21 protein-coding genes are annotated in these 24,005 nt (G+C 66.9%); 11 read left to right on the forward strand and 10 right to left on the reverse strand.

Annotated elements, in window-relative coordinates; all coding sequences use genetic code 11:
• Positions 1–69: 69 nt before the first annotated feature.
• The 3 genes from cueR to IB232_RS00620 form a co-directional block, all read right to left on the reverse strand.
• On the reverse strand, positions 70–495 hold the full coding sequence (cueR, locus tag IB232_RS00610; protein WP_192396638.1) for a Cu(I)-responsive transcriptional regulator: 426 nt from the start codon (positions 493–495) through the stop codon (positions 70–72).
• The gene (locus IB232_RS00615) at positions 492–2,876 is read right to left on the reverse strand and encodes a heavy metal translocating P-type ATPase (RefSeq protein WP_192396639.1); all 2,385 of its coding nucleotides are present in this window, start codon (positions 2,874–2,876) and stop codon (positions 492–494) included. Before IB232_RS00615 ends, cueR begins: the two co-directional genes overlap by 4 nt.
• Positions 2,877–2,948: 72 nt before the next feature.
• On the reverse strand, positions 2,949–3,317 hold the full coding sequence (locus IB232_RS00620) for a hypothetical protein (protein ID WP_192397246.1): 369 nt from the start codon (positions 3,315–3,317) through the stop codon (positions 2,949–2,951).
• Between the two features lie 219 nt (positions 3,318–3,536).
• Here IB232_RS00620 and IB232_RS00625 point away from each other — a divergent pair, with 219 nt between their 5' ends.
• Entirely contained in the window at positions 3,537–3,734 is a 198-nt protein-coding gene (locus IB232_RS00625; protein ID WP_192396640.1) for a heavy-metal-associated domain-containing protein, read from the forward strand.
• A gap of 4 nt (positions 3,735–3,738) precedes the next feature.
• Here IB232_RS00625 and IB232_RS00630 read toward each other — a convergent pair whose 3' ends face one another.
• Positions 3,739–4,368: a TetR family transcriptional regulator gene (locus tag IB232_RS00630; protein ID WP_192396641.1), complete on the reverse strand. Its 630-nt coding sequence runs from the start codon at positions 4,366–4,368 to the stop codon at positions 3,739–3,741.
• A gap of 199 nt (positions 4,369–4,567) precedes the next feature.
• Between IB232_RS00630 and IB232_RS00635 the strand changes: the two genes are divergently transcribed.
• The 3 genes from IB232_RS00635 (at position 4,568) to IB232_RS00645 (ending at position 10,105) form a co-directional block, all read left to right on the forward strand.
• The gene (locus tag IB232_RS00635) at positions 4,568–5,668 is read left to right on the forward strand and encodes an efflux RND transporter periplasmic adaptor subunit (RefSeq protein ID WP_192396642.1); all 1,101 of its coding nucleotides are present in this window, start codon (positions 4,568–4,570) and stop codon (positions 5,666–5,668) included.
• Positions 5,669–5,680: 12 nt separating this feature from the next.
• Positions 5,681–8,821 carry an efflux RND transporter permease subunit gene (locus IB232_RS00640; protein ID WP_318652216.1) on the forward strand — a complete coding sequence of 1,047 codons (3,141 nt, stop codon included), beginning with the start codon at positions 5,681–5,683 and terminating at the stop codon, positions 8,819–8,821.
• Positions 8,822–8,917: 96 nt separating this feature from the next.
• A complete protein-coding gene (locus tag IB232_RS00645) occupies positions 8,918–10,105 on the forward strand; it encodes a multidrug effflux MFS transporter (RefSeq protein ID WP_192396643.1) in 1,188 nt (395 codons plus the stop codon).
• A 12-nt stretch (positions 10,106–10,117) separates the two neighbouring features.
• On the opposite strand, the gene IB232_RS00650 is transcribed toward IB232_RS00645, so the two are convergent.
• The 3 genes from IB232_RS00650 to IB232_RS00660 all read right to left on the reverse strand — a co-directional run bounded on the left by IB232_RS00650 (position 10,118) and on the right by IB232_RS00660 (position 15,407).
• On the reverse strand, positions 10,118–10,306 hold the full coding sequence (locus IB232_RS00650) for a hypothetical protein (protein ID WP_192396644.1): 189 nt from the start codon (positions 10,304–10,306) through the stop codon (positions 10,118–10,120).
• Between the two features lie 67 nt (positions 10,307–10,373).
• On the reverse strand, positions 10,374–14,267 hold the full coding sequence (locus IB232_RS00655) for a PAS domain S-box protein (RefSeq protein WP_192396645.1): 3,894 nt from the start codon (positions 14,265–14,267) through the stop codon (positions 10,374–10,376).
• Between the two features lie 126 nt (positions 14,268–14,393).
• Positions 14,394–15,407, reverse strand: a complete 1,014-nt coding sequence (locus IB232_RS00660; RefSeq protein ID WP_192396646.1) for a zinc-binding alcohol dehydrogenase family protein — start codon at positions 15,405–15,407, stop codon at positions 14,394–14,396.
• A gap of 158 nt (positions 15,408–15,565) precedes the next feature.
• On the opposite strand from IB232_RS00660, the gene IB232_RS00665 reads away from it, so the two are divergent.
• Genes IB232_RS00665 through IB232_RS00675 form a run of 3 tightly spaced genes read left to right on the forward strand, consistent with a single transcriptional unit; the run spans position 15,566 to position 17,344 of the window.
• Positions 15,566–16,489: a LysR family transcriptional regulator gene (locus tag IB232_RS00665; RefSeq protein ID WP_192396647.1), complete on the forward strand. Its 924-nt coding sequence runs from the start codon at positions 15,566–15,568 to the stop codon at positions 16,487–16,489.
• A 57-nt stretch (positions 16,490–16,546) separates the two neighbouring features.
• Positions 16,547–16,813 (forward strand): PepSY domain-containing protein, encoded by a 267-nt coding sequence (locus tag IB232_RS00670; RefSeq protein ID WP_192396648.1) that lies wholly within the window; start codon positions 16,547–16,549, stop codon positions 16,811–16,813.
• A 3-nt stretch (positions 16,814–16,816) separates the two neighbouring features.
• Positions 16,817–17,344 carry a cytochrome b/b6 domain-containing protein gene (locus tag IB232_RS00675; protein ID WP_192396649.1) on the forward strand — a complete coding sequence of 176 codons (528 nt, stop codon included), beginning with the start codon at positions 16,817–16,819 and terminating at the stop codon, positions 17,342–17,344.
• 16 nt (positions 17,345–17,360) lie between these two features.
• Here IB232_RS00675 and IB232_RS00680 read toward each other — a convergent pair whose 3' ends face one another.
• The 3 genes from IB232_RS00680 to IB232_RS00690 all read right to left on the reverse strand — a co-directional run bounded on the left by IB232_RS00680 (position 17,361) and on the right by IB232_RS00690 (position 19,593).
• On the reverse strand, positions 17,361–18,023 hold the full coding sequence (locus tag IB232_RS00680) for a TetR/AcrR family transcriptional regulator (RefSeq protein WP_192396650.1): 663 nt from the start codon (positions 18,021–18,023) through the stop codon (positions 17,361–17,363).
• A 223-nt stretch (positions 18,024–18,246) separates the two neighbouring features.
• Positions 18,247–18,651, reverse strand: coding sequence for a hypothetical protein (locus IB232_RS00685; RefSeq protein WP_192396651.1), 405 nt, complete (start codon positions 18,649–18,651; stop codon positions 18,247–18,249).
• A gap of 21 nt (positions 18,652–18,672) precedes the next feature.
• Positions 18,673–19,593, reverse strand: a complete 921-nt coding sequence (locus tag IB232_RS00690; protein ID WP_192396652.1) for a LysR family transcriptional regulator — start codon at positions 19,591–19,593, stop codon at positions 18,673–18,675.
• A 108-nt stretch (positions 19,594–19,701) separates the two neighbouring features.
• Between IB232_RS00690 and IB232_RS00695 the strand changes: the two genes are divergently transcribed.
• The 4 genes from IB232_RS00695 to IB232_RS00710 all read left to right on the forward strand — a co-directional run bounded on the left by IB232_RS00695 (position 19,702) and on the right by IB232_RS00710 (position 23,999).
• A complete protein-coding gene (locus IB232_RS00695) occupies positions 19,702–21,048 on the forward strand; it encodes an aspartate aminotransferase family protein (protein ID WP_192396653.1) in 1,347 nt (448 codons plus the stop codon).
• The gene (locus IB232_RS00700; RefSeq protein WP_192397248.1) at positions 21,045–21,332 is read left to right on the forward strand and encodes a cupin domain-containing protein; all 288 of its coding nucleotides are present in this window, start codon (positions 21,045–21,047) and stop codon (positions 21,330–21,332) included. Before IB232_RS00695 ends, IB232_RS00700 begins: the two co-directional genes overlap by 4 nt.
• Positions 21,333–21,389: 57 nt before the next feature.
• The gene (locus IB232_RS00705) at positions 21,390–22,886 is read left to right on the forward strand and encodes a CoA-acylating methylmalonate-semialdehyde dehydrogenase (protein ID WP_137974177.1); all 1,497 of its coding nucleotides are present in this window, start codon (positions 21,390–21,392) and stop codon (positions 22,884–22,886) included.
• Positions 22,887–23,234: 348 nt separating this feature from the next.
• Complete coding sequence (locus IB232_RS00710; protein ID WP_225592070.1) at positions 23,235–23,999, forward strand: gamma-glutamyl-gamma-aminobutyrate hydrolase family protein; 765 nt, start codon at positions 23,235–23,237, stop codon at positions 23,997–23,999.
• The last annotated feature ends 6 nt before the right edge of the window (positions 24,000–24,005 follow it).

The raw sequence follows: 24,005 nt of genomic DNA on the forward strand, positions 1-24,005 counted from the left end.
CACAAGGCCGGCGTTTTGCTTTCTGGCGATTCGTTGTGTCCGTGACTGGCCTGGCCAGTAGAGGGCCAATCAATGCCTGCGTGTTTTGCCGCACTCTTGAGACATACAGCCGGACTCCAGGTCCTTGAGAATCGGGCAGTCCGGCCGATGATCGCCCTGGCAGTGCTGCACCAGCTCGCCGAGCGTGTCGCGCAGGGCGGTGAGTTCGGCGATCTTGCGGTTCAGCTCCTCGACATGGGCCAGAGCCAGGGCCCTGACGTCGGCGCTGGCGCGGTCGCGGTCCTGCCACAGGGTCAGTAGCTTGCCGACTTCTTCCAGCGAGAAGCCCAGGTCGCGGGAGCGCTTGATGAAGGCCAGCACATGCAGGTCCTGCGCGCCGTACAGGCGATAGCCGCTGTCCGAACGGCCAGCCGGCTTGAGTAGGCCGATGGACTCGTAGTAGCGGATCATCTTGGCGCTGAGCCCGCTCTGTTTGGCTGCCTGGCCAATATTCATGGGCGTTTCTCCAGTTCGGGCTTCCAGGTATTGAGCAGCAAGGCGTTGCTCACCACGCTGACGCTGGACAGGGCCATGGCGGCGCCGGCCAGCATCGGGTTGAGCAGGCCGAAGGCGGCCAGCGGGATGCCCACCAGGTTGTAGACGAAGGCCCAGAACAGGTTCTGCTGGATCTTGTTCCAGGTGCGTCGGCTGATGGCCAGTGCCGCCGGTACCAGGCGTGGGTCGCCGCGCATCAGAGTGATGCCGGCGGCGTGCATGGCCACGTCGGTGCCGCCACCCATGGCGATGCCGACATCGGCGGCGGCCAGGGCCGGGGCGTCATTGATGCCGTCACCGACCATGGCCACTACAGCGCCGCTGTTTTTCAGCTCGGCGACATGGGCGGCCTTGTCGGCCGGCAGCACCTGGGCATGGACCCGGTCGATGCCCAGCGCGCGACCCACGGCCCCGGCGCTGCCGGCATTGTCGCCGCTGATCAGATGGCTCTCGATATGGCGCTCACGCAGCGCGGCGATGGTGTCGGCGGCTCCCTCCTTGAGGCTGTCGCCGAAGGCCATCAGCCCCAGCACCCTGGGGGGCGCGCTCTGCTCGATCAACCAGGACAGGGTGCGACCTTCGGTCTCCCAATCGCTGGCCTGGTGCTGCAGTTGGCTGCTCAGGCCCAGCTCGTCGAACAGACGCTGGTTGCCCAGGACCAGCTCGCGTCCTTCGATCACGCCGCGAATACCCCGACCCGACAATGCCTGGCTTGCGGATAGCGCTGGCAGGGCGATGTCCTGTTCCGCGGCGGCCTGCAGCACGGCATGCGCCAGTGGATGTTCGCTGCCCTGTTGCAGGGCGCCGGCCAGGCGCAACAGCTCGCTTTCCTCGATACCCGCCGTGGCCAGGTGGACGATGCGCGGTTGTCCGGAAGTGAGGGTGCCGGTCTTGTCGAACGCCACCACCGTGACCTTGTGGGCCAGCTCCAGGGCTTCGGCATCCTTGATCAGGATGCCGTGGCGCGCGGCCACGCCGGTGCCGGCCATGATCGCCGCCGGGGTGGCCAGGCCGAGGGCGCAGGGGCAGGCGATCACCAGTACCGCCACTGCGTTGATCAGTGCCTGCTCCACGCCGGCGCCGACCAGCAGCCAGCCGCCAAGGGTGGCGAGGGCGATCAGCAGCACGACCGGGACGAACACCGCGCTCACCCGGTCCACCAGTTTCTGGATCGGCGCCTTGGCTGCCTGGGCGTCCTCCACCAGACGGATGATCCGCGCCAGCACCGTTTCGCCACCGAGTGCCGAGGTGCGCACGACGAGACGTCCTTCGCCATTGATGGCGCCACCGGTGATCTGGTCGCCCGGCGCCTTGGCCACGGGCAGGCTCTCGCCGCTGATCAGCGCTTCGTCGGCCTGGCTGTGGCCTTCCAGCACTTCACCATCCACCGGGAAGCGTTCGCCGGGGCGCACCACGACAAGGTCGCCCAGGCGCAGGGCGGTGATCGCCACGTCCTCTTCGCGACTATCGACCAGGCGAGTGGCGCGCTCCGGGCGCAAGGCTTCGAGTGCGCGAATGGCTGCGCTGGTCTGGCGCTTGGCGCGGCTCTCCAAGTACTTGCCGAGCAGCACCAGGGCGATGACCACGGCCGAGGCTTCGAAATACAGGTGCGGCGCGTGATGCCCAGCCGTGGCCCACAGATACAGGCTGAGGCCGTAGCCGGCGCTGGTGCCGAGGGCGACCAGCAGGTCCATATTGCCGCTGCCGGCGCGCACGGCCTTCCAGGCGGCGACATAGAAGCGCGCGCCAAGTACGAACTGCACCGGCGTGGCCAGGGCGAATTGCGCCCAGGCCGGCAGCATCCAGTGCAGCCCGGCCCATTCGGCGAACATCGGCACCAGCAGTGGAGCGGCCAGCAGCAGGGCGGCGATCACAGCCCAGCGTTCGCGGCGCAGGGCGGCCTGCGGATCGACCCTGGCCGATTCGCTGAGCAGGGACGCCGAATAGCCGGCCTGCTCCACCGCGGCGATCAACGCGGCCAGGTCCGTGCCGTCCAGCAGCTCGACGCGGGCGCGCTCGCTGGCCAGGTTGACGCTGACGTTGCTGACGCCGGGCACCTTGCCCAGGGCTCGCTCGATGCGCCCGGCGCAGCTGGCGCAGGTCATGCCGCCGAGCTGCAGTTCCAGGCTCTGTTGTGGCACCGAATAGCCGGCGTGCTCGACGGCGGCTAGCAGTTCGCCCAGGCGTTCGCGCGGCGCGGTGATCCGCGCCCGCTCACTGGCCAGGTTGACCTGACTCTGCTGCACCTCCGGCACCTGGGCGAGCGCGCGCTCGACGCGGCCGGCGCAACTGGCGCAGGTCATGCCACGGATGGGAAGGTCGAAAGTCTGCAGGGTAGACATGGGGCGACTCCAAAGAATTCGCCCCTAGAATCAACCTTGACCTTGGGTCAAGGTCAAGCGCCGGCTCGCGTATCAGTAGTTGAGCGGTGCCGGAATCAGCTGCAGGCCCAGGGAGTCCATGGCGATGCGGTACTTGCTCACCTCGCCGGCGGTGACCCGCAGGGTCTGGTGGCGCAGTTGCTCGAAGCGCGGCTGGCAGTCACCGCCGCCGAGCTGGCCGAGGCGCACCAGCACCTCACCCGGAGGCAGGTTGAGGGTGATCGACTGGCCCTGATACAGGCGCGCGGTCAGGTTGCCCTGCAGGTACAGGCCGATCTCGCAGGGGGTGGAGACTTCCAGGCGCTCGCGGGACACGGTGAGCACGCCGTAGTCGATCGGCGTAGGCAGGGTCATCGGCGCCAGCGGGACGGTGGCGGGCAGAGGCGGGACCTGGACTGGCATCGCGGCCGACTCAGCCGTGGGTTCGGGCACCGACTCGTCGGCCAGGGCCGGCAGGCTGAGCAACAAGAGCAGGGCGATGGGCAGGCGCATGGCGAATCCCTCCAGAGGCTCCGTGCAGCTTGGGCCAGGCTGGCGGGGACTACAAGTCGCGAGGCCTTGACCTTGCCCTGATGGCAAGCTCGATGCTGGTCTCGTCAGCAATTCAATGAGGGGAATGTTATGCAGGTTCTGAAAGTGTCGGGCATGAGCTGTGGTCACTGCGTGCGCGCCATCACCCGTGCGGTGCAGGCCGGCGATCCGGCGGCGGAGGTTCAGGTCGACCTGGCTGCCGGCGAGGTGCGGGTGGCCAGCCGCCTGAGCCTGGAGCAATTGCTGGCGGTGGTGCGCGAGGAGGGTTACGCGGCCGAGGCGGCCTGATCCGTCAGGCCGGCGGATTCCACTCGCGCAGCAGGCCGCGCAGCTGCGCATCGATCAGCGCTGGCGTGTCCGACAGCGGATCGAACAGCTGCGGGTCGCGGGTCCAGTCGGTGAACAGGCCGATGATCTGCGCGTGCAGCGCCCGCGCGGCCAGGCGCGGAGACATGCCCGGCAGCAGGCGCTCGCGGCAGGCCGGGCGGGCAAACAGCTGCTCGACCAGGCCGATGAACTGGTTGATGAAGGCGTTGTGCCGCTGCTCGGCCTCGCGCAGTTCATCGGTGAACTCGCAGCGGTGCAGCAGGATGGTGAAGATGCGCCGTCGCTGCTCGTCGCGGGCCAGGTTGGCGATTGCCTCGATGCACAGGTCGCGCAGCGACAGCAGCGGGTCCGCGCCGCCGCAGCCGCTGAGGCGCTCGGTCAGCTGCTCCGGCGGCAGGCGCACCTGGCTGAGCATTTCATGAAACAGATGGGCCTTATTTTCGAAGTGCCAGTACACCGCGCCACGGGTCACCCCAGCGGCGCGGGCGATCTGTTCCAGGGTGCTGTGGGCCACGCCCTTTTCCAGAAACAGCTGCTCGGCCGCCGCCATGATGGCGACGCGAGTCTGCTCGGCTTGCTCTTTGGTTCGGCGCATGGCGGGTAGGCGGAATCCGTCTAGGCTCTTGTTCTGGGGAACTCAGTGTAATGAATTCTGTGCCGCTGTTCAGTTTACAGACGAAGATGTATGTAACTAGCATGGCACTCCTTCGGGGCCTTGCCCACTTCAAGACGTCATGGAGATGACCATGCTTGCTCGCTCGCTTCCGTTCGCATTCCCAACGCTTGCCCTGAGCATGCTGTTCAGTCCGTGGCTGCATGCCGCCGAGCAGGGCCAGCAAATGCCGCCGCCGGAGGTGGTGGTGGAGGAAGCCAAGGTCGAATCGCTGCCGCTGCAGTTCGAATACCCGGCGCGCACCGCCGGCTTCCGTGAAGTGCAGGTACGTGCCCAGGTCAGCGGCATCCTGCAGGAGCGCACCTATCAGGAGGGCAGTCAGGTCAAGCAGGGGCAGATCCTCTTCCGCATCGACCCACGCCCGTACCAGGCTGCCCTGTCCCGCGCCAAGGGCTCGCTGGCCCAGGAACAGGCGCGCTACCGGCAGACCGAGCGCGATCTCAAGCGCATCCGTGAGCTGCAGAAGAAGGGCTTCGCCAGCGAGAGCGAGCTGGACAATGCGGTGTCCAACTTCGAACAGAGCAAGGCCAATATCGAGGCGGCCAAGGCCGAGGTGCAGTCCAAGCAGATCGACCTCGACTACACCACGGTGGAGGCGCCGATCTCCGGTATCACCAGCAAGGAAACCGTGTCCGAAGGCAGCCTGATGGTGGCCGGCGACCCGAACGCCAGCCTGCTGACCCAGATCACCCAGCTCGACCCCCTCTACGTCAACTTCGCCGCTCCCGATCGCGAGGTGTCCGCCGTGCGCAGCGGCCTGCAGAGTGGCAGCCTGGTGCGCGAGGGTGGCCAGCAGATGAGCGTGGAGATCAAGTTCGGCGACGGCACCAGCTACCCGGTGGAAGGCAAGGTCGACTTCACCGACAGCCTGATCGACCGCAGCACCGGCACTGTCAGTGCCCGTGCGGTGGTGGCCAACCCGAACCTGGCGCTGATGCCAGGCCAGTTCGTGCGCGTGGTGGTTAAGGGCATCAACAAGCCCAACGCGATCACGGTGCCGGAGCGGGCGCTGTCCCAGGGGCCGAACGGCACCTTCGTCTATGTGGTGGATGACCAGGGTATGGCGCGCATTCGCCCGATCGGCACGGCGCACACCGCCAATGGCCGCTGGGTGGTGGAGAGCGGTATCGAAGCCGGCGACAAGGTGATAGTCGAGGGCCTGCCCAAGGTTCACCCCAACGCGCCCGTCAAGGTGGTCGACGCCGCCCCTGCCAAGCAGTAAGGAGTCAGGCCCGTGATTTCCAGGTTCTTTATCGATCGACCGATCTTCGCGGCGGTGATTTCCATCGTCATCATCCTCGCCGGTCTCGCGGCCATGCGTGCGCTGCCGGTGGCCCAGTACCCCGAGATTCTGCCGCCGCAGGTATCGGTGACGGCGGCCTACCCGGGTGCCAGCTCGCAGGTCATCGCCGAGACCGTGGCCGCGCCGCTGGAGCAGGAAATCAACGGCGTCGAGGGCATGATCTACCAGCTGTCCAACTCCGACAGCAACGGCGCCATGAGCCTGACCGTGTACTTCGACGTCGGCACCGACCCGGACCAGGCCACCATCGACGTCAACAACCGGGTGCAGGCCGCGCTGGCCAAGCTGCCCGAGGAAGTGCGCCGGCAGGGCGTGAAGGTGGAGAAGAAGTCCTCCGACATCCTGCAGGTGGTGACCCTGTTCTCGCCGGACGATTCGCGCGACCCGATCTTCATCAGCAACTACGCGCTGATCAACGTAATCGACGAGCTCAAGCGCATCCATGGCGTCGGTGACGCCAGCCAGTTCGGCTCCAAGGACTACTCCATGCGCATCTGGCTGCGCCCGGACAAGCTGGCACAGTACGACCTGACGCCAAGCGACGTGGTCAGCGCCATCCAGGAACAGAACTCGCAGTTCGCCGCCGGCAGCTTCGGCAAGGAACCGCTCAGCAACCCGCAGGACTTCACCTACACGGTGAGCACCAAGGGTCGCTTCACCACGCCGGAAGAGTTCGAGCAGGTGATCCTGCGTACCGACGCCACCGGCGCCAGCCTGTTGCTCAGCGATGTGGCGCGCGTCGAGCTGGGCGCCCAGGACTACTCCCTGGTCACCAGCCTCAACGGCAAGAAGAACGCGGCCTTCGGTATCTACCTGCAGCCCGGCGCCAACGCCCTGGATACCGCCGAGGCGGTGCGCACCACCATGGAACGCCTGGCCAAGCGCTTCCCCGAAGGCATCGCCTACAAGATTCCCTACGACACCACCAAGTTCGTCGAGGTCTCCATCGAGGAGGTGATCCACACCTTCATCGAGGCCCTGGTGCTGGTGATGCTGGTGGTGTTCATCTTCCTGCAGAACTGGCGGGCCACGCTGATCCCGGTGCTGGCAATTCCGGTGTCGCTGATCGGCACCTTCGCCGGCATGTACATGCTCGGCTTCTCGATCAACCTGCTGACCCTGTTCGGCATGGTGCTGGCCATCGGCATCGTGGTGGACGACGCCATCGTGGTGCTGGAGAACGTCGAACGGGTGATGCGCACCGAGAAGCTCAGCCCGCGTGACGCGGCGATCAAGGCCATGGAGGAGGTGACGGGACCGATCGTCGCCATCGTCCTGGTGCTGTGCGCCGTATTCATCCCGGTCGGCTTCCTCGGCGGCCTGGCGGGGCAGATGTACAAGCAGTTCGCGATCACCATCGCGGTGTCGGTGGTGATCTCGGGGATCGTCGCCTTGACCCTGTCGCCGGCGCTCTGCGCCCTGATCCTCAAGCCCGAGCACAAGGAGCCGGCAGCGCCGTTCCGCTGGTTCAACAACGCCTTCGAGCGCTTCACCAACGGCTATACCGCTGGCGTGCGCTTTTTCCTCAAGCGCTCGCTGATCGGCGTGGCGCTATTCGGCGGCATGATCGCCATCATGGTCGTGCTGTTCGGCCGGGTGCCGGGCTCGCTGGTGCCGGACGAAGACCAGGGCTATGTGATCAACGCCTACTTCCTCCCGCCGGCGGCCTCGCTGAGCCGCACCGACCAGGTCACCAGCGCGGTCAGCGAGGAGCTGATGCAGCACCCGGCGGTGGAGGACGTGGTGACCTTCGCCGGCTTCGACGTGCTCACCTTCGGTACCCGCAGCAACGCCGGGGTGTCGTTCATTCCCCTGAAGGACTGGAAGGAGCGCACCACAGAGGAACTGGATGCGCGCAACCTGCCGCAGCAGTTCATGGGCATGGGCGCCAAGCAGAAGGACGCCCTGGTGATGACCTTCAACCCGCCGCCCATCAGCGGCATGAGTACTACCGGCGGTTTCGAGGCCTATATCCAGGATCGCAGCGGCGGCTCCATCGATGAGCTCAGTGCGGTGGTGCAGAAGTTCATCGCCGCCGCGTCCAAGCGTCCGGAGCTGGCGGGGGTCAACAGCACCTTCCATGCCGACGTGCCGCAGTACTTCGTCGACCTCGACCGCACCAAGGCGCGTGCTCTGGGCGTGGCGATCAACGATGTGTTCACCGCCATGCAGGCGACCTTCGGCAGCTACTACGTCAACGACTTCAACCTGTATGGGCGCACCTGGCAGGTCAGCCTGCAGTCCGAGGCGGATTTCCGTCGCAATCCGGAAGACCTTAACCAGGTGTATGTGCGCTCCAGTGGCGGCGACCTGATTCCGCTGGCCTCGCTGGTGCGCGTGCAGCGCATCCTCGGGCCGGACTCCTACGCGCGCTTCAACGTCTACCCGGCGGCCAAGCTGCTCGGCGGGCCGGCGCCGGGCTACAGCTCCGGTCAGGCACTGGAGGCCATGCAGGAAGTGGCCGACGAGGTGCTCGGCGAGCAGTACAACCTGGCCTGGATCGGCTCTGCCTTCCAGGAACTGGCGACCCATGGCTCGGGCAGTACCGCGTTCATCTTCGGCCTGATCCTGGTATTCCTGATCCTGGCCGCCCAGTACGAACGCTGGACGCTGCCGATGGCCGTGGTCACCGCCGTGCCCTTCGCGGTGTTCGGCGCGATCCTGGCGATCTGGATGCGTGGCCTGGCCAATGACGTGTACTTCCAGGTCGGCCTGGTGACCCTGATCGGCTTGGCGGCGAAGAACGCCATTCTGATCATCGAGTTCGCCGTGCTGTGCCGCGAGGAGCAGAAGATGGGCATCTTCGAGGCGGCGATGGAGGCGGCCAAGCTGCGCTTCCGGCCGATCGTGATGACCTCGCTGGCCTTCATCCTCGGTTGCGTGCCGCTGGCCATCAGCACCGGCGCCGGTTCGGCCAGCCGCCACTCGATCGGTACCGGGGTAATCGGCGGCATGCTCGCCGCCACCCTGCTGGCGACTTTCCTGATTCCGATGTTCTACCTGCTGGTAGAGTCGCTGGCGGACAAACTGGACAAACGCAAGTCCAAGCACAAGGCGGTAGAGCAGCACTGACCTGCCGCTGCGGGGGCGCGTACCCCGCCGGCCTTCTTCCGGGCGCCCCACGGGGCGCCTTTCGTTTTCCGGGCAGTACCACGTTGTGGAGAACCGATGAATTTTCGCATCCTGCTGATACTGGGCACGCTCAGCGCCTTCGGGCCCATGGCCATCGATTTCTATCTGCCCAGCTTCCCGACTCTGGCGCGGGTGTTCGGCACCGATGTCGACCATGTGCAGATGTCGTTGGCCTCCTATTTCGCCGGCACCGCCCTGGGCCAGCTGATCTATGGACCGCTGGCTGATCGCTTCGGCCGGCGCAAGCCGCTGCTGGCCGGGCTGGTGCTGTTCACCCTGGCCTCGCTGGCCTGTGCCCTGGCGCAGAGCCTGGAGTGGCTGATCGTCGCGCGCTTCGTCCAGGCCCTGGGCGGCTGCGCCGGCATGGTCATCTCGCGGGCGGTGGTGCGTGACCTGTGCGACCCGCTGGCCTCGGCCAAGGTGTTCTCCAAGCTGATGCTGGTGATGGGTGTGGCGCCGATCCTTGCGCCGCTGGGCGGTGGCGTGCTGCTGCAGCTGTTCGGCTGGCAGTCGATCTTCCTCGGCCTGGTGCTGTTCAGCGCCCTGTGCCTGGCGGCGGTTCTGCTGTGGCTGCCGGAGACCCGCTCGGCGCAGTTCCCCATCCAGCCCCTGAGCGGTGCGGCGGGACGCTACCTGATGCTGCTGCGTGATCGCCTGCTGATCGGTTACGGGCTGACCGGCGGGGTGGCCATGGCCGGCATGTTCGCCTACATCTCCGGCTCGCCGTTCGTGTTCATCGACCTCTACGGCGTGCCTGCCGAGCACTACGGCTGGCTGTTCGGCGCCAATGCCGCCGGCTTCATCCTCAGCGCCCAGCTCAACGGCTGGCTGCTGCGCCACCATGGCCCCGGCTATTGGCTCAAGCGCACGATATGGATCTACTGCGCCGCGACCCTGGCACTGCTGGTGGTGGCCATGGCTCGGCCGGCGGAGCTGTGGCCATTGCTGATCCCGCTGTTCATCACCACCGCCAGCCTGTCCTGCGTGCTGCCCAATGCCACCGCCTGCGCCATGGCCGGGCAGGGCGCCCATGCCGGCAGCGCCTCGGCGCTGATCGGCTCGTTGCAGTTCACCGTGGCAGCAGGCGCGTCGGGGCTGGTGGGCGCGCTGCACGACGGCAGCGCGCGGCCGATGGCGCTGGTCATCGCCGTGTGCGGCATCATCACCGTGATCCTGGGGCTGCTCACCGCGCGGCATGCGCGGCGCCACTCGCTGGAGTTCTGAGCGGCGGCCAGCTCAGCTGGCGCTGCGCACCTCGGCGAGGCCGCGCCAGGGTAGTGGGTGAGGGGCGTTGAGGCGGGCCTGCAGCACGCGGACGAAGTCGCGGGCCTCGGCCTCGCTGCGGAAACTGACGCCATGCTGGTCCAGGCTGACCTGCCAGCGGGCGCCTTCGGCGGTCGTTACCTGACGAATCTGGATGTTCATCGCAGACCTCCACGAGGACGTTGAGGCTGCAGTGTAGACCCGTGCCGTTGCGATTCCCTGACCTGGGTCAACCGACCGACTGATGGTCGCTGCGCAGCCAGTGCGCCAGTTGCACGGCGCTCAGCGGGCGGCTGAACAGGTAGCCCTGGCACTGTTCGCAACCCAGCTGGCGCAGGGCCTGCAGCTGCTCGGTGGTCTCCACGCCCTCGGCCAGCACGCAGAGCTTGAGGTTGCGCGCCAGGCCGACAATGGTGGCGACGATTTCCAGGTTGGCCTGGTCCTCCGGCACGCCGCGCATGAAGCTCTGGTCGATCTTCAGCTTGTCCAGCGGGAAGCGCCGCAGGTAGGCCAGCGACGAGTAGCCGGTGCCGAAGTCGTCGATCGCCAGCTTCAGCCCCAGCTCCTTGAGCGCGGCCAGGGTCGCCTGGGCCTGCTCGACGTTCTCGATCAGCGCACCCTCGGTGATCTCCAGCTCCAGATGCTCGGCCGGCAGGCCGCTGTCATGCAGGGCCTCGCGCACCTGTTGCTGCAGGTCGGCCTGGCGGAACTGGCGGGGCGACAGGTTGACCGCCAGGGTGTGCAGGTCCAGGCCCTGCTGGCGCCAGAACTGCATCTGCCGGCAGGCCTCGCGCAGCACCCAGTTGCCGATGGGCACGATCAGCCCGGTTTCCTCGGCCAGGGGGATGAACTGCGCCGGGGAGATCATGCCGGCGCTGCTGTTCCAGCGCAGCAGCGCCTCCACCCCGACCGGGTGGCCATCGTGGCCGCGCACCAGCGGCTGGTAGTGGAGGATGAATTCGTTGCGCTTGAGCGCCTGGCGCAGCTGGCCCTCCAGGGTCAGGCGCGTGTGCGCCTGGTGGGTCAGGCCCTGGGTGTAGAAGCGGAAGGTATTGCGGCCTTCCTGCTTGGCCTGGTGCAGGGCGCTGTCGGCGTTGCGCAGCAGGTCGTCGCTGTTCTGCCCGTCGTCCGGATAGAGGCTGATGCCGATGCTGGCGCCCAGGTAGGCCTCGCGGCCGTTGCCCAGCGGCAGCGGACGGTCCAGCAGCTCGATCAGGGTACGGGCGATACCGGCCGCCTCCTCGGGGCGCTGCAGGTTCTCCAGCACCACGAGGAACTCGTCGCTGCTCAGCCGCGCGAGGGTGTCCTCGTTGCGCAGACGCTGCTGCAGGCGGCGCGCCACGGCCACCAGCAGCTCGTCGCCGACCTTGTGGCCGAGGCTCTCATTGATGGTCTTGAAGTTGTCCAGGTCGAAGTACAGCACCGCGACCCGCTCCTGATGGCGCTGGGCGTGCTCCAGGGCGTGGCCGAGACGCTCCATGGCGTACAGGCGGTTGGGTAGGTCGGTGAGGGTGTCGAAGTGCGCCAGGTGGGCCAGGCGCTCCTGGCTGTCGCGGTACTGGCTGAGGTCGGTGAAGGTCAGCACGTACTGCGGCTGCTGCGGGTCGCAGTCGCGCACCCGGCTGACGGTGAGCCAGAAGGGGAAGCGCGAGCCATCCTGGCGCCGGCTGTTCATCTCGCCCTGCCAGTGCCCGCTGTCCTGCACCTTGCGCCACAGGGTGCGGTAGCGCGCCCGCTCCATGCTGTTGCCCGGCAGCAGCGGCAGGCGCTGGCCGAGGGCGTCCTCGGGGCTGAGGCCGGTGATGGTGCTGAAGGCCGGGTTGCTGGTGAGGATGCGCCGCCGCGCGTCGACTATTACCACCGCCTCCTGGGTACTCTCGAACACGGTAGCGGCCTGGTGCAGGGCGCGCTCCTGCTGCTTGCGCACGCCGATGTCCTCGACCACCGAGATGAAGTAGTGCGGCTCGCCGTTGGTGTGGCGCACCAGGGTGGCGCTGAGGTGGGCCCAGAGCACCTTGCCGTCGCGGCGCAGGTAGCGTTTCTCCAGGGTCAGCCGCGGGATCTCGCCGGCCAGCAGCTGGCCGGTCAGGCCCATGTCCTTGTCCAGGTCGTCGGGGTGGGTGATGTCCTGGAAGGTCAGCGCGAGCAGCTCCTCGCGGCCGTAGTCGAGCATCTGGCACAGGCGCTGGTTGACCCGCAGCCAGCGGCCGTCCGGCGCCAGGTGGGCGATGCCGACGGCCGCCTGCTCGAAGGTGGCACGGAAGCGCAGCTCGCTCTGCAGGCGCTCGGCATCGCGCTGTTGCTGGCGCACGGCGAGGCCGGCCAGGCGGGTGAACTCGGTGACCAGCTCGATATCCTCGCGGGCCGGCCGCGCCGGGCGCCGGTAGTAGATGCCGAATACGCCGAGCACCTGGTTCTGGTCATTCTTGAACGGCAGCGACCAGCAGGCACGCAACCCGGCCAGCTGCGCCGGATCGCGGAACTCGACCCAGTTGGGATGACTGCGGATGTCCTCGACTATGGTCAGCTCGCCGCTGGCGGCGGCGTGGCCGCAGCTGCCCAGGTCGAGCTGCGCCGGCATGCCGTCCACCGTGTCGGCGTAGCTGGCCGGCAGGCTGGGCGCGGCCAGCACGCGCAGCACGCCATCGTCCAGGCGCAGGATCGACACCAGCATCTCCGGGCTGATGCGCTCCAGGCGCAGGGCCATGTCGCTCAGGCTCTCCTGCAGCGGGCGCTGCGCCAGCATGCGGTCGAGCACGGCGTTGCGTGCCTCTTGCAGCGCCTGGGTGTGGCGCCGCTCGTGGATGTCGCTGAGGCTGCCGCGCAGGCCCAGACCGTGTTGTGGGCCGGCGGCCAGGCGCAGCGATACCCAGTGCGGGCGGCCATCGGCGTCGCGCAGGCGCAGTTCGCCGAGCCAGCTGCTCTGCTGGTGCGCGACGACGGCGGCGATGTGCAGCCCGGCTTCCTCGCGCTGGCCGTCGTCGATGAAGTCCAGCAGCGGGCGGCCAATGCTCTCGCGGATGCTGTAGCCGGTGATGGTCTGCCAGGCCGGGTTGACGAAGGTCAGCCGACCGCCGCTGTCGGTGAGGAAGATCGCCTCATGCAGTTGCTCCACCAGCTCGCGGTAGCGCGCCTCGCTGGCTTCCAGTTCCTGGTGGGCGCTCTTCTGCTGGCCCAGGTCGATGTCGACGCAGTACAGCTCCACCTGGTTGCGCGTGTTGCGCAGGATCAGGTGGCTGGAATAGACGTGCACCTCGCTGCCATCGCGGTGCTGCAGGGTCAGTTCGGCGGCGGGAATGGCCGGGCCACCGATCATCCAGGCCTGGATGTCGCTCACCACCTGGCTGCGCATCGGCGGCGGAATGATCAGGTCCTCCAGGCGCCGGCCCATGGCGTCGGCCACGTCGTAGCCGTACAGCTGGGTGCTGGCCTGGTTCCAGAAGATCACCCGGCGCTCGCGGTCGTAGCCCTGCACGGCGATGCGCGGGGTCTGCTCGAACAACTGACGGAAGCGCTGCTCGCTCTCGCGCAGGGCCAGCTCGTCACGCTTCTGTCCGCTGACGTTCTGCACGCTGCCGTGGGCGCCGCCATCGGCATGACTACCGCGCAGCATCAGCCACACCGGCGCATCGCTGTTGGGGCGGTTCAGGCGTACGTTGATCAGCAGCGGTTCACCATCGTCGAGCAGCGCCTGCAGGGCGCGCTGGGCGGCGTTGCGGTCGGCGGGGTAGAGCCAGCTCAGCAGATCGTCCAGGCTGCTGCGGGCATCGGTCTCGGGGCGTTCGAGCAGCTGCAGGGCTTCGCTGGACCAGTGCAGGCGGCCGCCACTGTATTCCCAGGTGCCGAGGCCGGCTTCGCCCTGGACCTGGCGCAGCTTGCGTGCGTGCTCGCGCAGATCGCGCTCCAGCTGCTGCTGGGCGTTCTGCTCGTGGCGGCACAACAACAGGATCAGCAGGCCGCTGAGGCCGACGAAAATCAGGCCCTTGGCAGTCTGCAATCCGGCCTGGGTGGCGGCGTCCAGTTCCAGCGTCTGCAGCAGCAGATCACCGAGGACGATCCAGGCAACACTGAACAGGAGGTAGATGCCGGCCACGCGCATTGGCCGGTTGATCCTGGGCTGCATCCTGAACCCTCAGCAGTCGCGGCTAAGAAGGCCCGGACCACCGCTGAAGGTCCGAGTCCACTGCAGTCTAGCCGCTTCGCCGCGAGCTGCCGCCTGGCGTCCGTTCGCTACGCTGGCGGGCGTGCTTCAGAAGCCTTCGAGCACGATCTTGCCGCGCGCCTTGCCGCTCTCCAGCAGCGCGTGGGCGCGGCGCAGGTTGGCGGCGTTGATGTTGCCGAAGTGCTCGCCGAGGGTGGTCTTCAGCACGCCGTCGTCGATCAGCTGGCTGACCCGGTTGAGCAGGCGATGCTGCTCGACCATGTCGTCGGTCTGGAACAGCGAGCGGGTGTACATGAACTCCCAGTGCAGCGACAGGCTCTTGCGCTTGAGCTTGACCACGTCGAGCTGCGCCGGGTCGTCGATCAGCGCCAGCTTGCCCTGGGGTGCCAGGGCCTCGATCAGTTGGTCGAGGTGCTGGTCGGTGTGGGTCAGGCTGGCGACCATGCTGACCTGCTCGATGCCCAGCGCCTTGAGTTGTGGCAGCAGCGGCTGGCCGTGGTCGATGACGTGGTGGGCGCCCAGTTCGCGCACCCAGTCCTGGGTCTCGGCGCGCGAGGCGGTGCCGATCACGGTCAGGCCGGTGAGCTGGCGGGCCAGCTGTACCAGGATCGAACCCACGCCGCCGGCGGCGCCGATCACCAGCAGGCTGTCACGGCTGTCGCCCTTGCCTTCGCGCACGCCGAGGCGCTCGAACAGCAGTTCCCAGGCGGTGATGGCGGTCAGCGGCAGGGCCGCGGCGCGGGCGAAATCCAGCGAGCCGGGCATGCGCCCGACGATGCGTTCGTCCACCACGTGCAGCTCGCTGTTGGCTCCGGCGCGGTCGATGGCGCCGGCGTAGAACACCCGGTCGCCGGGGCGGAACTGCTTGACCTCGTTACCCACCGCCACCACCACGCCGGCCACGTCCCAGCCCAGCACCTTGGCCTGGCCCGCCTCGGGCGAGACGTTGCGGCGGATCTTGGTATCCACCGGGTTGACCGAGATGGCCCGCACATCCACCAGCAGGTCGCGCGGGCCGGGCGTTGGCGCCGGCAGCTCGACGTCGAGCAGGGCCTCGGCGTGGTCGATGGGTTGGGACTGGTAGTAGGCAATGGCTTTCATGCGGCGTGATCCTCGAAGGGGCGCGATGGCGAAGTCGATGTTCCAGCTTAGTCGGCGTACCGGCTGGCGTTGTGCGCATGTTCGGTTAATTGTCTGGCGAGAAAAACCGGGCTGCCATAGAGTCTCTTTCAATTCTATTTTGAAAATGGAGCCGCACCATGCTGCGCTTCGATGATCTCGCCCTGTTCGTGCGTACTGCCGAGCTGGGCAGCCTGTCCGCCGCCGCCCGTGAACTCAACTGTTCGCCGGCGGTGGCCAGCGCCGCGCTCAAGCGCCTGGAGGCGCAGCTGCAGGCGCGCCTTTTACTGCGCTCCACCCGCAGTCTGCGCCTGACCGCCGAGGGCGAGCAGTACCTGGTCCACGCCCGCGCCGCGTTGCTCAGTCTGGAGAGCGGGCGCCAGCAGCTGGCCGGGGTCAAGGCCGAGATCAGCGGCGTGCTGCAGATCGCCGCGCCGTCCGACTTCGGCCGCAACGCGCTGCTGCCCTGGCTCGACCAGTTCCAGGCCGAGCGCCCGCAGCTGTCGCTGCGCCTGCTGCTCAGCGACCGCAATGCCGACCTGTTCCGCCAGCCGGTGGACATCGCCCTGCGCTATGGCGAGCCGGAGGATTCCAGCCTGGTGGCGCTGTCGGTGGCGCCGGACAACCGCCGCGTGCTGTGCGGTGCGCCGGATTACTTCGCCCGCCACGGCAAGCCGCGCACGCCTGCGGAGCTGCACCGGCACAACTGCCTGCTGTACATGCTCGGCGGCCGTGTGCACGAGCGCTGGAGCTTCGCGGCTGGCAAGCAGCGCGAGGCGCTGACGGTGAGCGGCAACCGGGTCAGCGACGATGCCGACGTGGTACGGCGCTGGGCCGTGGCGGGGCAGGGGCTGGTGTACAAGTCCTGGCTGGACGTGGCCGGTGACGTGCAGGCCGGGCGTCTGGAGGTGGCGCTGGGCGACTGGCAGGGCGAGCCGACCCCGCTGAACCTGATCTGCGCCCATCGTGACCAGCTCAGTGGCCCGGTGCGTCTGCTACGCGAATTTCTCCAGCAACGCTGTGCAACACTGTCGCAGCGCGCACCCTGGCGCGCCAGCGCCTAATATGTGCGGCGTCGGCCTGGCCGGCGCCCTGTCATCCCAACAAAAAGGAAACTACCTATGCGCAAACTGCTGCTGCTCTCCCTCGCCCTTGCCAGCCCGCTGGCCCTCGCCGGCCCGCAGTGCACCACCGCCGACAAGGCCCAATGGCAGGATCAGGCCAAGTTCCAGGAAGACCTCAAGGCCCAGGGCTACGAGATCAAGAAGTTCAAGGTCACCAGTGGCAACTGCTACGAGATCTACGGCTGGAACAAGGACAAGCAGAAGGTCGAGATCTACTTCGACCCGGTGTCCGGCAACGCGGTAAAGACCGAGATCGAGGACTGATCGGTGAGCCGGGAAACCCTGCCGCTATGGGACCCCCTGGTGCGCCTGTGCCACTGGTCCCTGGCCGGCGCCTTCATCGCCAACTACTGGTTCACCGAGGAGGGCGATGACTGGCACCGCTGGCTCGGCTACTACGCGGTGGCCTGGCTGGCGGTGCGTCTGGTGTGGGGTTTCACCGGCCCGACCGCGGCGCGCTGGGCCGACTTCTGGCCGACCCCGACGCGCCTGCGTGAGCACTGCGCGGCGCTGATCCAGCGGCGCCCCTATCACCGCCTCGGCCATTCGCCGATTGGCGCGCTGGTGATGGTGCTGATGATGCTGATGCTGCTCGGCCTGGGCGTGACCGGCTTCCTGATGGAGGAGGTGGATTACTTCTGGGGCGAGGACCTGCCGCTGCAGATTCATGATTTCTTCGCCAACGCCTTGCTGGCGCTGGTCTGCGTGCACTTGCTGGCGGCGCTGGTGGAGAGCCTGCGCCTGCGCGAGAACCTGCCGCTGTCGATGCTGACCGGGCGGCGCCGCCGGCTGTAAACCGGCGGCTTCTGGCTCAGCCGCGTGCCGGCGGAGTCAGGCCGCAGCCCTTGAGGATGATGCGCTCGAGGTTGTCGGCGGCTTCCTCGAAGTCGGCCTTCTTCATGCTGCTCTTGCCGGTGAACAGGCAGATCTGGCTGGCGAAGTCGGCGTAGTGCTGGGTGCTACCCCACAGCAGGAAGATCAGGTGCACCGGGTCGATCGGGTCCATCTTGCCGGCGTCGATCCAGGCCTGGAACACACCAGCGCGCTGGCGGAACCACTCGCGGTAGTCCTGGGTGTAGTGAGCGGTGAGGTACTGGCCGCCGCTGATCACTTCCATGGCGAAGATGCGCGAGGCCAGCGGCTGGGTACGCGAATACTCTATCTTGGCGCGGATGTAGCGGCTCAGTGCCTGGGCCGGATCGTCGTTCACCGTCAGGCCGTTGAAGGTGGCGTCCCACTGGTCGAGGATGTTGTTCAGTACGGCGATGTACAGGCCCAGTTTGCTGCTGAAGTAGTAGTGCAGGTTGGCCTTGGGCAGCCCCACCGCCTGGGCGATGCTGTTCATGCTGGTGCCCTTGTAGCCGTGGCGGGCGAACTCCACTTCGGCGGCGGAAATGATGGCGTTTTCGTTCTTCTGGCGGATGCGGCCGGCGGGTTTGCCGGTGCCGGTAGCAGGGGCGGGGGCTGCGGGCATCGAGAGGGGTCCGTACTGATGATCGGTTTTGTGTGCGAACAGATACCGCAGGGCGGGTCACGAAACAACCCTCAGGCGTCAAAAACGTGTGTTGTTCAGACGAAGCCTGCATTTGGCTCGGTAAAACCCCCTAAAAGGCGCCAGAAAAGCGTCATTTTGGTGCGTTTTACAGCTGCTGGAAAAATGGCGATGGCCTAGTGGTACGGGCGTTCCAGCTGTTTCGTCAGGTGTCGACGCCGCTCGTGGCATGATCGGTCGAGACATGGATGCACCAACCGGCGCTGCTGCGCGCCAGGTTGTAGGATTCGCGCCAGGCGCCGATCACTTCGCCGCCGCCATCCAGCAGTTCCCAGCTAAGGCTCGCCAGCACGGCTGCACAGCCGAGCGGCGTGATCTCCAGACTATGGAAGCGACAGCTGCGGCAGCCCTGGGCGAAGTAGTCATCGACTATGCCCTGGAAGTAATCGCCGATGTCAGTGGCCGTAGTGAACAGACGAGGTTCGCCGGCCGCATTCAGCGCCAGATAGGGCGCGCCATAGCGCCGGGCGATCAGCGCACCGTCGAATTCGGCGAAGGCCGCGACGAAGTTCTCGAAGAAGCGCCGTATCTCGTCCTGCAGTGCATCCATCGCGTTTGCTCCTTGGTGGTTTCAGCTGGTGCCGGCCAGCGCCTCGAGGAAGGTTTCCAGTACCAGCTGCGGCCGGCGACCCTTGCGGGTCACCGACGCCATGGTCAGGTCGTAGAAGCGCGTGCTTGGCTTGAGCACGCGCAGGCGGCCCTGCTGCACCCACTGCTGGGCGTAGTGGTCCGGCAGGTAGCCGATGTAGCGTCCGGTGAGCAGGAGGAAGGCCATGCCCTCGCGGTCCGAGGCGCTGGCCGTGCAGTTGAGCACCTGGTACTGGCTCTGGATCTCCGGCGGCAGGCGGAAGGTCGGGGCGATGGCGTCCTGGGCATTCAGGCGGGTGTCGGACAGCTGGTTGTCGTCCACATAGAACAGGGGATGACCCACGGCGCAGTACAGCTGCGAGCGCTCGCCATATAGAGGCTGATACTCCAGGCCGGACAGCGCATGGCTCTGCGGCACCACGCCCACGTGCAGGCTGCCGTCGAGCACGCCCTGTTCCACTTCGCTCGGTGGCGTCATGCGGATCTGGATGCGCACCTCCGGGCCCAGCTCCTTCAGACGCGCCAGGGCGTGGGTGATGCGCATGTGCGGCACGGTCACCAAGTTGTCGGTGAGGCCGATATGCAGCTCGCCGCGCAGCTCGCGGTGCAGGCCGTTGACGTTGTTGCGGAAGCTCTCCAGCGCGCCGAACAGCTGCAGCGAAGACTGATAGACCTCGCGGCCTTCCTCGGTCAGGGCGAAGCCGGCGCGGCCGCGCTGGCACAGGCGCAGGCCCAGGCGCTGCTCCAGGTCGCTCATCTGCTGGCTGATGGCCGAACGGCCGATGCCCAGCACGCTCTCGGCAGCGGAGAAGCCGCCGCACTCGACCACGCTGCGGAACAGGCGCAGCAGGCGGATCTCGAAGTCGCTGACCTGGGCCAGCGGATCTGTACGGCGATTGCTCATTGTTTAGTATTCGCTGAACTTAAAGTACGAAGATTTGGATTTTCGTGACTTTATGCCCGTGGCACCTTGCATGGCAACAAGACCACAGTGCCGCTCTGGAGAGCCACGATGAACATGCCGCAGACTGCCACCCCGTCCCTGGCCAGCCAGCTCAAGCTGGACGCCCACTGGATGCCCTTCTCCGCCAACCGCAACTTCAAGCGCGACCCGCGCCTGATCGTGGCCGCCGAAGGCAACATCCTCATCGACGACCAGGGCCGCCGCGTGTTCGACAGCCTCTCCGGCCTGTGGACCTGTGGCGCCGGCCACAGCCGCAAGGAAATCCAGGAGGCCGTGGCCAAGCAGCTCGGCACCCTCGACTACTCGCCGGGCTTCCAGTACGGCCACGCCCTGTCCTTCAAGCTGGCCGAGAAGATCGCCGACCTGCTACCGGGCGAGCTCAACCACGTGTTCTTCACCGGCTCCGGCTCCGAGTGCGCCGACACCGCGGTGAAGATGGCCAAGGCCTACTGGCGCCTGAAAGGCCAGCCGAGCAAGACCAAGTTCATCGGCCGCGCCCGTGGCTACCACGGGGTGAACATCGCCGGCACCGCCCTGGGCGGCATCGGCGGCAACCGCAAGATGTACGGCCAACTGATGGACGCCGACCACCTGCCGCACACCCTGCAGCCGGGCCTGGCCTTCACCAGGGGCATGGTCGAGACCGGCGGCGTGGAGCTGGCCGACGAGCTGCTCAAGCTGATCGAGCTGCACGACGCCTCCAACATCGCCGCCGTCATCGTCGAGCCGCTGTCCGGCTCCGCCGGCGCCATCATCCCGCCCAAGGGCTATCTGGAGCGCCTGCGCGAGATCTGCACCCAGCACAACATCCTGCTGATCTTCGACGAAGTGATCACCGGCTTCGGCCGCATGGGCAAGTGGAGCGGCGCGGAATACTTCGGCGTCACCCCGGACATCATCAACGCCGCCAAGCAGATCACCAACGGTGCCATTCCGCTGGGCGCGGTAGTGGCCTCGAAAGAGATCTACGACACCTTCATGCACCAGGCCATCCCCGAGCACATGATCGAGTTCACCCACGGCTACACCTACTCGGCCCACCCGGTCGCCTGCGCCGCCGGCCTGGCCACCCTGGAGCTGCTGGAGAAGGACAACCTGATCCAGCAGTCCGCCGAGCTGGCGCCGCACTTCGAGAACGTCCTGCACGGCCTCAAGGGCAGCAAGCACGTGGTCGACATCCGCAACTGCGGCCTGGTCGGCGCCCTGCAACTGGCGCCGCGCGACGGCGACCCGACCATCCGTCCGTTCGAGGCCGGCATGGCCCTGTGGAAGGCCGGCTTCTACGTGCGCTTCGGCGGCGACTGCCTGCAGTTCGGGCCGACCTTCAACACCAAGCCGGCAGAGCTGGACCGCCTGTTCAACGCCGTCGGCGACGTACTGAACAAGCTCGACTGATGGGCCGGCCCAAGGCGGTGCCCACCGTGCAGGTGGAAAACGACCGAGTCATCGTCACCGAGTGGCGCTTCGCCCCCGGTGCCGAGACCGGCGCCCATCGCCACGGCTACGACTACGTGGTGACGCCGATGACCGACGGTGTACTGCTGCTGGAAACCCCGCAAGGCGAGCGTCACGCGCCCCTGGTGGCCGGCCAGTCGTACTTCCGCCAGGCCGGCGTTGAGCACAACGTGGTCAACGCCAGCGACCACGAAGTGGTCTTCGTCGAAACCGAAATCAAATGATTCGCGGCGGCTGCGCCCAGCGCGGCCGCCTCACAGAACACCAATGAGGAAACACCCATGAGCACCGTCGCCCACTTCATCAATGGCGAAATCGTTCTGCGCAACGGCCGTACCGCCCAGGTCTTCAACCCGTCCATCGGCGAGCCGGTGCGTCAGGTCGAGCTGGCCGACCGCGCCACCATTCAGGCCGCCATCGACGCCGCCAAGGCCGCCTTCCCGGCCTGGCGCAACACCCCGCCGGCCAAGCGCGCCCAGGTCATGTTCCGCTTCAAGGTCCTGCTCGAGGAGCACAAGGACAAGATCGCCGCGATGATCAGCGAGGAGCACGGCAAGACCCTGGAAGACGCCGTCGGCGAACTGCAGCGCGGCATCGAGAACGTCGAATATGCCTGTGGCGCCCCCGAGCTGCTGAAAGGCGAATACAACCGCAACGCCGGCCCGAACATCGACAGCTGGAGCGACTTCCAGCCGCTGGGCGTGGTCGCCGGGATCACCCCGTTCAACTTCCCGGCCATGGTGCCGCTGTGGATGTACCCGCTGGCCATCGTCTGCGGCAACTGCTTCATCCTCAAGCCGTCCGAGCGCGACCCGAGCTCCACCCTGTTCATCGCCCAGCTGCTGCACGAAGCCGGCCTGCCCAAGGGCGTGATCGGCGTGATCAACGGCGACAAGGAAGCGGTGGACGCGCTGATCGAAGCGCCGGAAGTCAAAGCCATCAGCTTCGTTGGCTCCACGCCGATCGCCGAATACATCTACACCGAGGCCAACCGTCGCGGTAAGCGCGTCCAAGCCCTGGGCGGCGCCAAGAACCACGCCGTGGTCCTGCCGGACGCCGACATCGACAACACCGTCAACGCCCTGATGGGCGCGGCCTACGGCTCCTGCGGCGAGCGCTGCATGGCCATCTCCGTGGTGGTGGCCGTGGGTGACCAGGTCGCCGACACCCTGGTGGCCAAGCTGACCCCGAAGATCCAGGCGCTGAAGATCGGTGCCGGCACTTCCTGCGGCCTGGACATGGGCCCGCTGGTCACCGGCGCGGCGCGTGACAAGGTCAAGGGCTACATCGACGCCGGCGTGGCCCAGGGCGCCAAGCTGGTGGTGGACGGCCGCGGCCTGTCCGTGGCGGGCAACGAGGCCGGCTTCTTCGTCGGCGGCACCCTGTTCGACAACGTCACCCGCGAGATGAGCATCTATCAGGAAGAGATCTTCGGCCCGGTGCTGTGCATCGTCCGCGTCGGCAGCCTGGAAGACGCCATGCAGCTGATCAACGACCACGAATACGGCAACGGCACCTGCATCTTCACCCGCGACGGTGAAGCGGCCCGCCTGTTCTGCGACGAGATCGAAGTCGGCATGGTCGGCGTCAACGTGCCGCTGCCGGTGCCGGTGGCCTACCACAGCTTCGGCGGCTGGAAGCGCTCGCTGTTCGGCGACCTGCACGCCTACGGCCCGGACGGCGTGCGCTTCTATACCAAGCGCAAGACCATCACCCAGCGCTGGCCGCAGCGCGCCAGCCACGAGGCGGCGCAGTTCGCCTTCCCGAGCAACGGTTAAGCGCTAACCAGGGCTGGTCTTCGGACCGGCTCTTTTTTTGCCGCCCGGCTGGCAGCAGTGGCCGGACAGCGCGTTTTGCTCCCTCTCCCGTTCACGGGAGAGGGTTGGGGAGAGGGGCAGTCCAACAACGCCCTCTCCTCCAGCCCCTCTCCCACCAGTGGGAGAGGGGAGTAACCCTGCCGCGCGGGCGCGGCATTGGTGCGGTAACCCGCCGGCGTCCTGCCGGCGGGAAGCGGCACCCCTTGGGTGAGCGGGTTCACGGTTGTTCGTGGCCCGGTAACCCGCTGTCCCAAGGGCAGCCCACTTCAAACTCAAAATGAAGAGGACACCCTTGCAATGAACAAACCCATGATTGGCCTTCCCCTGTGTCGCTGGCAGCTGACCGATCGCGACATCGGCTGGTTTCATCTGGTGGGCGAGAAATACATCCAGTCCGTCACCGGCTTCGGCGCCTTCCCGCTGATGATCCCGGCCTTCGGCGACGACCTGGACATGGAGACCGTGCTCGACAGCGTCTCCGGCATCATGTTCGGCGGCTCCCTGTCCAACGTGCACCCCAGCTTCTACGGCGACGACCATCCCGGTCTGGGCCTGGCCGACAAACCCCGCGACGCCACCGTGCTGCGCTTGATGCGCGCCTGCATCGACCGCGGCATTCCCTTCCTCGGCATCTGCCGCGGCGTACAGGAACTCAACGTGCTGTACGGCGGCACCCTGCACCGCGAGGTGCACAACGTACCGGGTCGCCTCGACCACCGCGAAGTGAAGGACGTACCGGACAACGTGGCCTACGGCCCGATCCACAAGGTCGCCCTGACCGAGGGTGGCGTGCTGCACAAGCTGCTCGGCGAGCGTGAGATCAGCGTCAACTCGTTGCATGGGCAGGGCATCGATCGGCTGGGTGAGGGGCTACAGGTCGAGGCCGTTTGTGAGGACGGGCAGATCGAGGCGGTCAGCGTGATTGGCGCCAAGGCGTTCGCGGTCGGCGTGCAGTGGCATCCGGAGTATCGCTATTGGGAGAAGGCGGATTACAACGCACTGATTGGGGCGTTCCATGAGGCGGCGAGGGAGTATCAGGCGAAAAGAATTGGAGTAATAGACAGAGTTGCTTGAGGAAAT

Source organism: Pseudomonas sp. PDM15, assembly GCF_014851565.1.
In the GTDB taxonomy this organism is placed as follows: domain Bacteria; phylum Pseudomonadota; class Gammaproteobacteria; order Pseudomonadales; family Pseudomonadaceae; genus Aquipseudomonas.

Coding starts and splice junctions, on each gene's coding strand:
- cueR (WP_192396638.1), bottom strand. CDS start 495: ATGAATATTGGCCAGGCAGCCAAACAGAGCGGGCTCAGCGCCAAGATG.
- IB232_RS00615 (WP_192396639.1), bottom strand. CDS start 2,876: ATGTCTACCCTGCAGACTTTCGACCTTCCCATCCGTGGCATGACCTGC.
- IB232_RS00620 (WP_192397246.1), bottom strand. CDS start 3,317: ATGCCAGTCCAGGTCCCGCCTCTGCCCGCCACCGTCCCGCTGGCGCCG.
- IB232_RS00625 (WP_192396640.1), top strand. CDS start 3,537: ATGCAGGTTCTGAAAGTGTCGGGCATGAGCTGTGGTCACTGCGTGCGC.
- IB232_RS00630 (WP_192396641.1), bottom strand. CDS start 4,368: ATGCGCCGAACCAAAGAGCAAGCCGAGCAGACTCGCGTCGCCATCATG.
- IB232_RS00635 (WP_192396642.1), top strand. CDS start 4,568: ATGCTGTTCAGTCCGTGGCTGCATGCCGCCGAGCAGGGCCAGCAAATG.
- IB232_RS00645 (WP_192396643.1), top strand. CDS start 8,918: ATGAATTTTCGCATCCTGCTGATACTGGGCACGCTCAGCGCCTTCGGG.
- IB232_RS00650 (WP_192396644.1), bottom strand. CDS start 10,306: ATGAACATCCAGATTCGTCAGGTAACGACCGCCGAAGGCGCCCGCTGG.
- IB232_RS00655 (WP_192396645.1), bottom strand. CDS start 14,267: ATGCAGCCCAGGATCAACCGGCCAATGCGCGTGGCCGGCATCTACCTC.
- IB232_RS00660 (WP_192396646.1), bottom strand. CDS start 15,407: ATGAAAGCCATTGCCTACTACCAGTCCCAACCCATCGACCACGCCGAG.
- IB232_RS00665 (WP_192396647.1), top strand. CDS start 15,566: ATGCTGCGCTTCGATGATCTCGCCCTGTTCGTGCGTACTGCCGAGCTG.
- IB232_RS00670 (WP_192396648.1), top strand. CDS start 16,547: ATGCGCAAACTGCTGCTGCTCTCCCTCGCCCTTGCCAGCCCGCTGGCC.
- IB232_RS00680 (WP_192396650.1), bottom strand. CDS start 18,023: ATGCCCGCAGCCCCCGCCCCTGCTACCGGCACCGGCAAACCCGCCGGC.
- IB232_RS00685 (WP_192396651.1), bottom strand. CDS start 18,651: ATGGATGCACTGCAGGACGAGATACGGCGCTTCTTCGAGAACTTCGTC.
- IB232_RS00690 (WP_192396652.1), bottom strand. CDS start 19,593: ATGAGCAATCGCCGTACAGATCCGCTGGCCCAGGTCAGCGACTTCGAG.
- IB232_RS00695 (WP_192396653.1), top strand. CDS start 19,702: ATGAACATGCCGCAGACTGCCACCCCGTCCCTGGCCAGCCAGCTCAAG.
- IB232_RS00705 (WP_137974177.1), top strand. CDS start 21,390: ATGAGCACCGTCGCCCACTTCATCAATGGCGAAATCGTTCTGCGCAAC.
- IB232_RS00710 (WP_225592070.1), top strand. CDS start 23,235: ATGATTGGCCTTCCCCTGTGTCGCTGGCAGCTGACCGATCGCGACATC.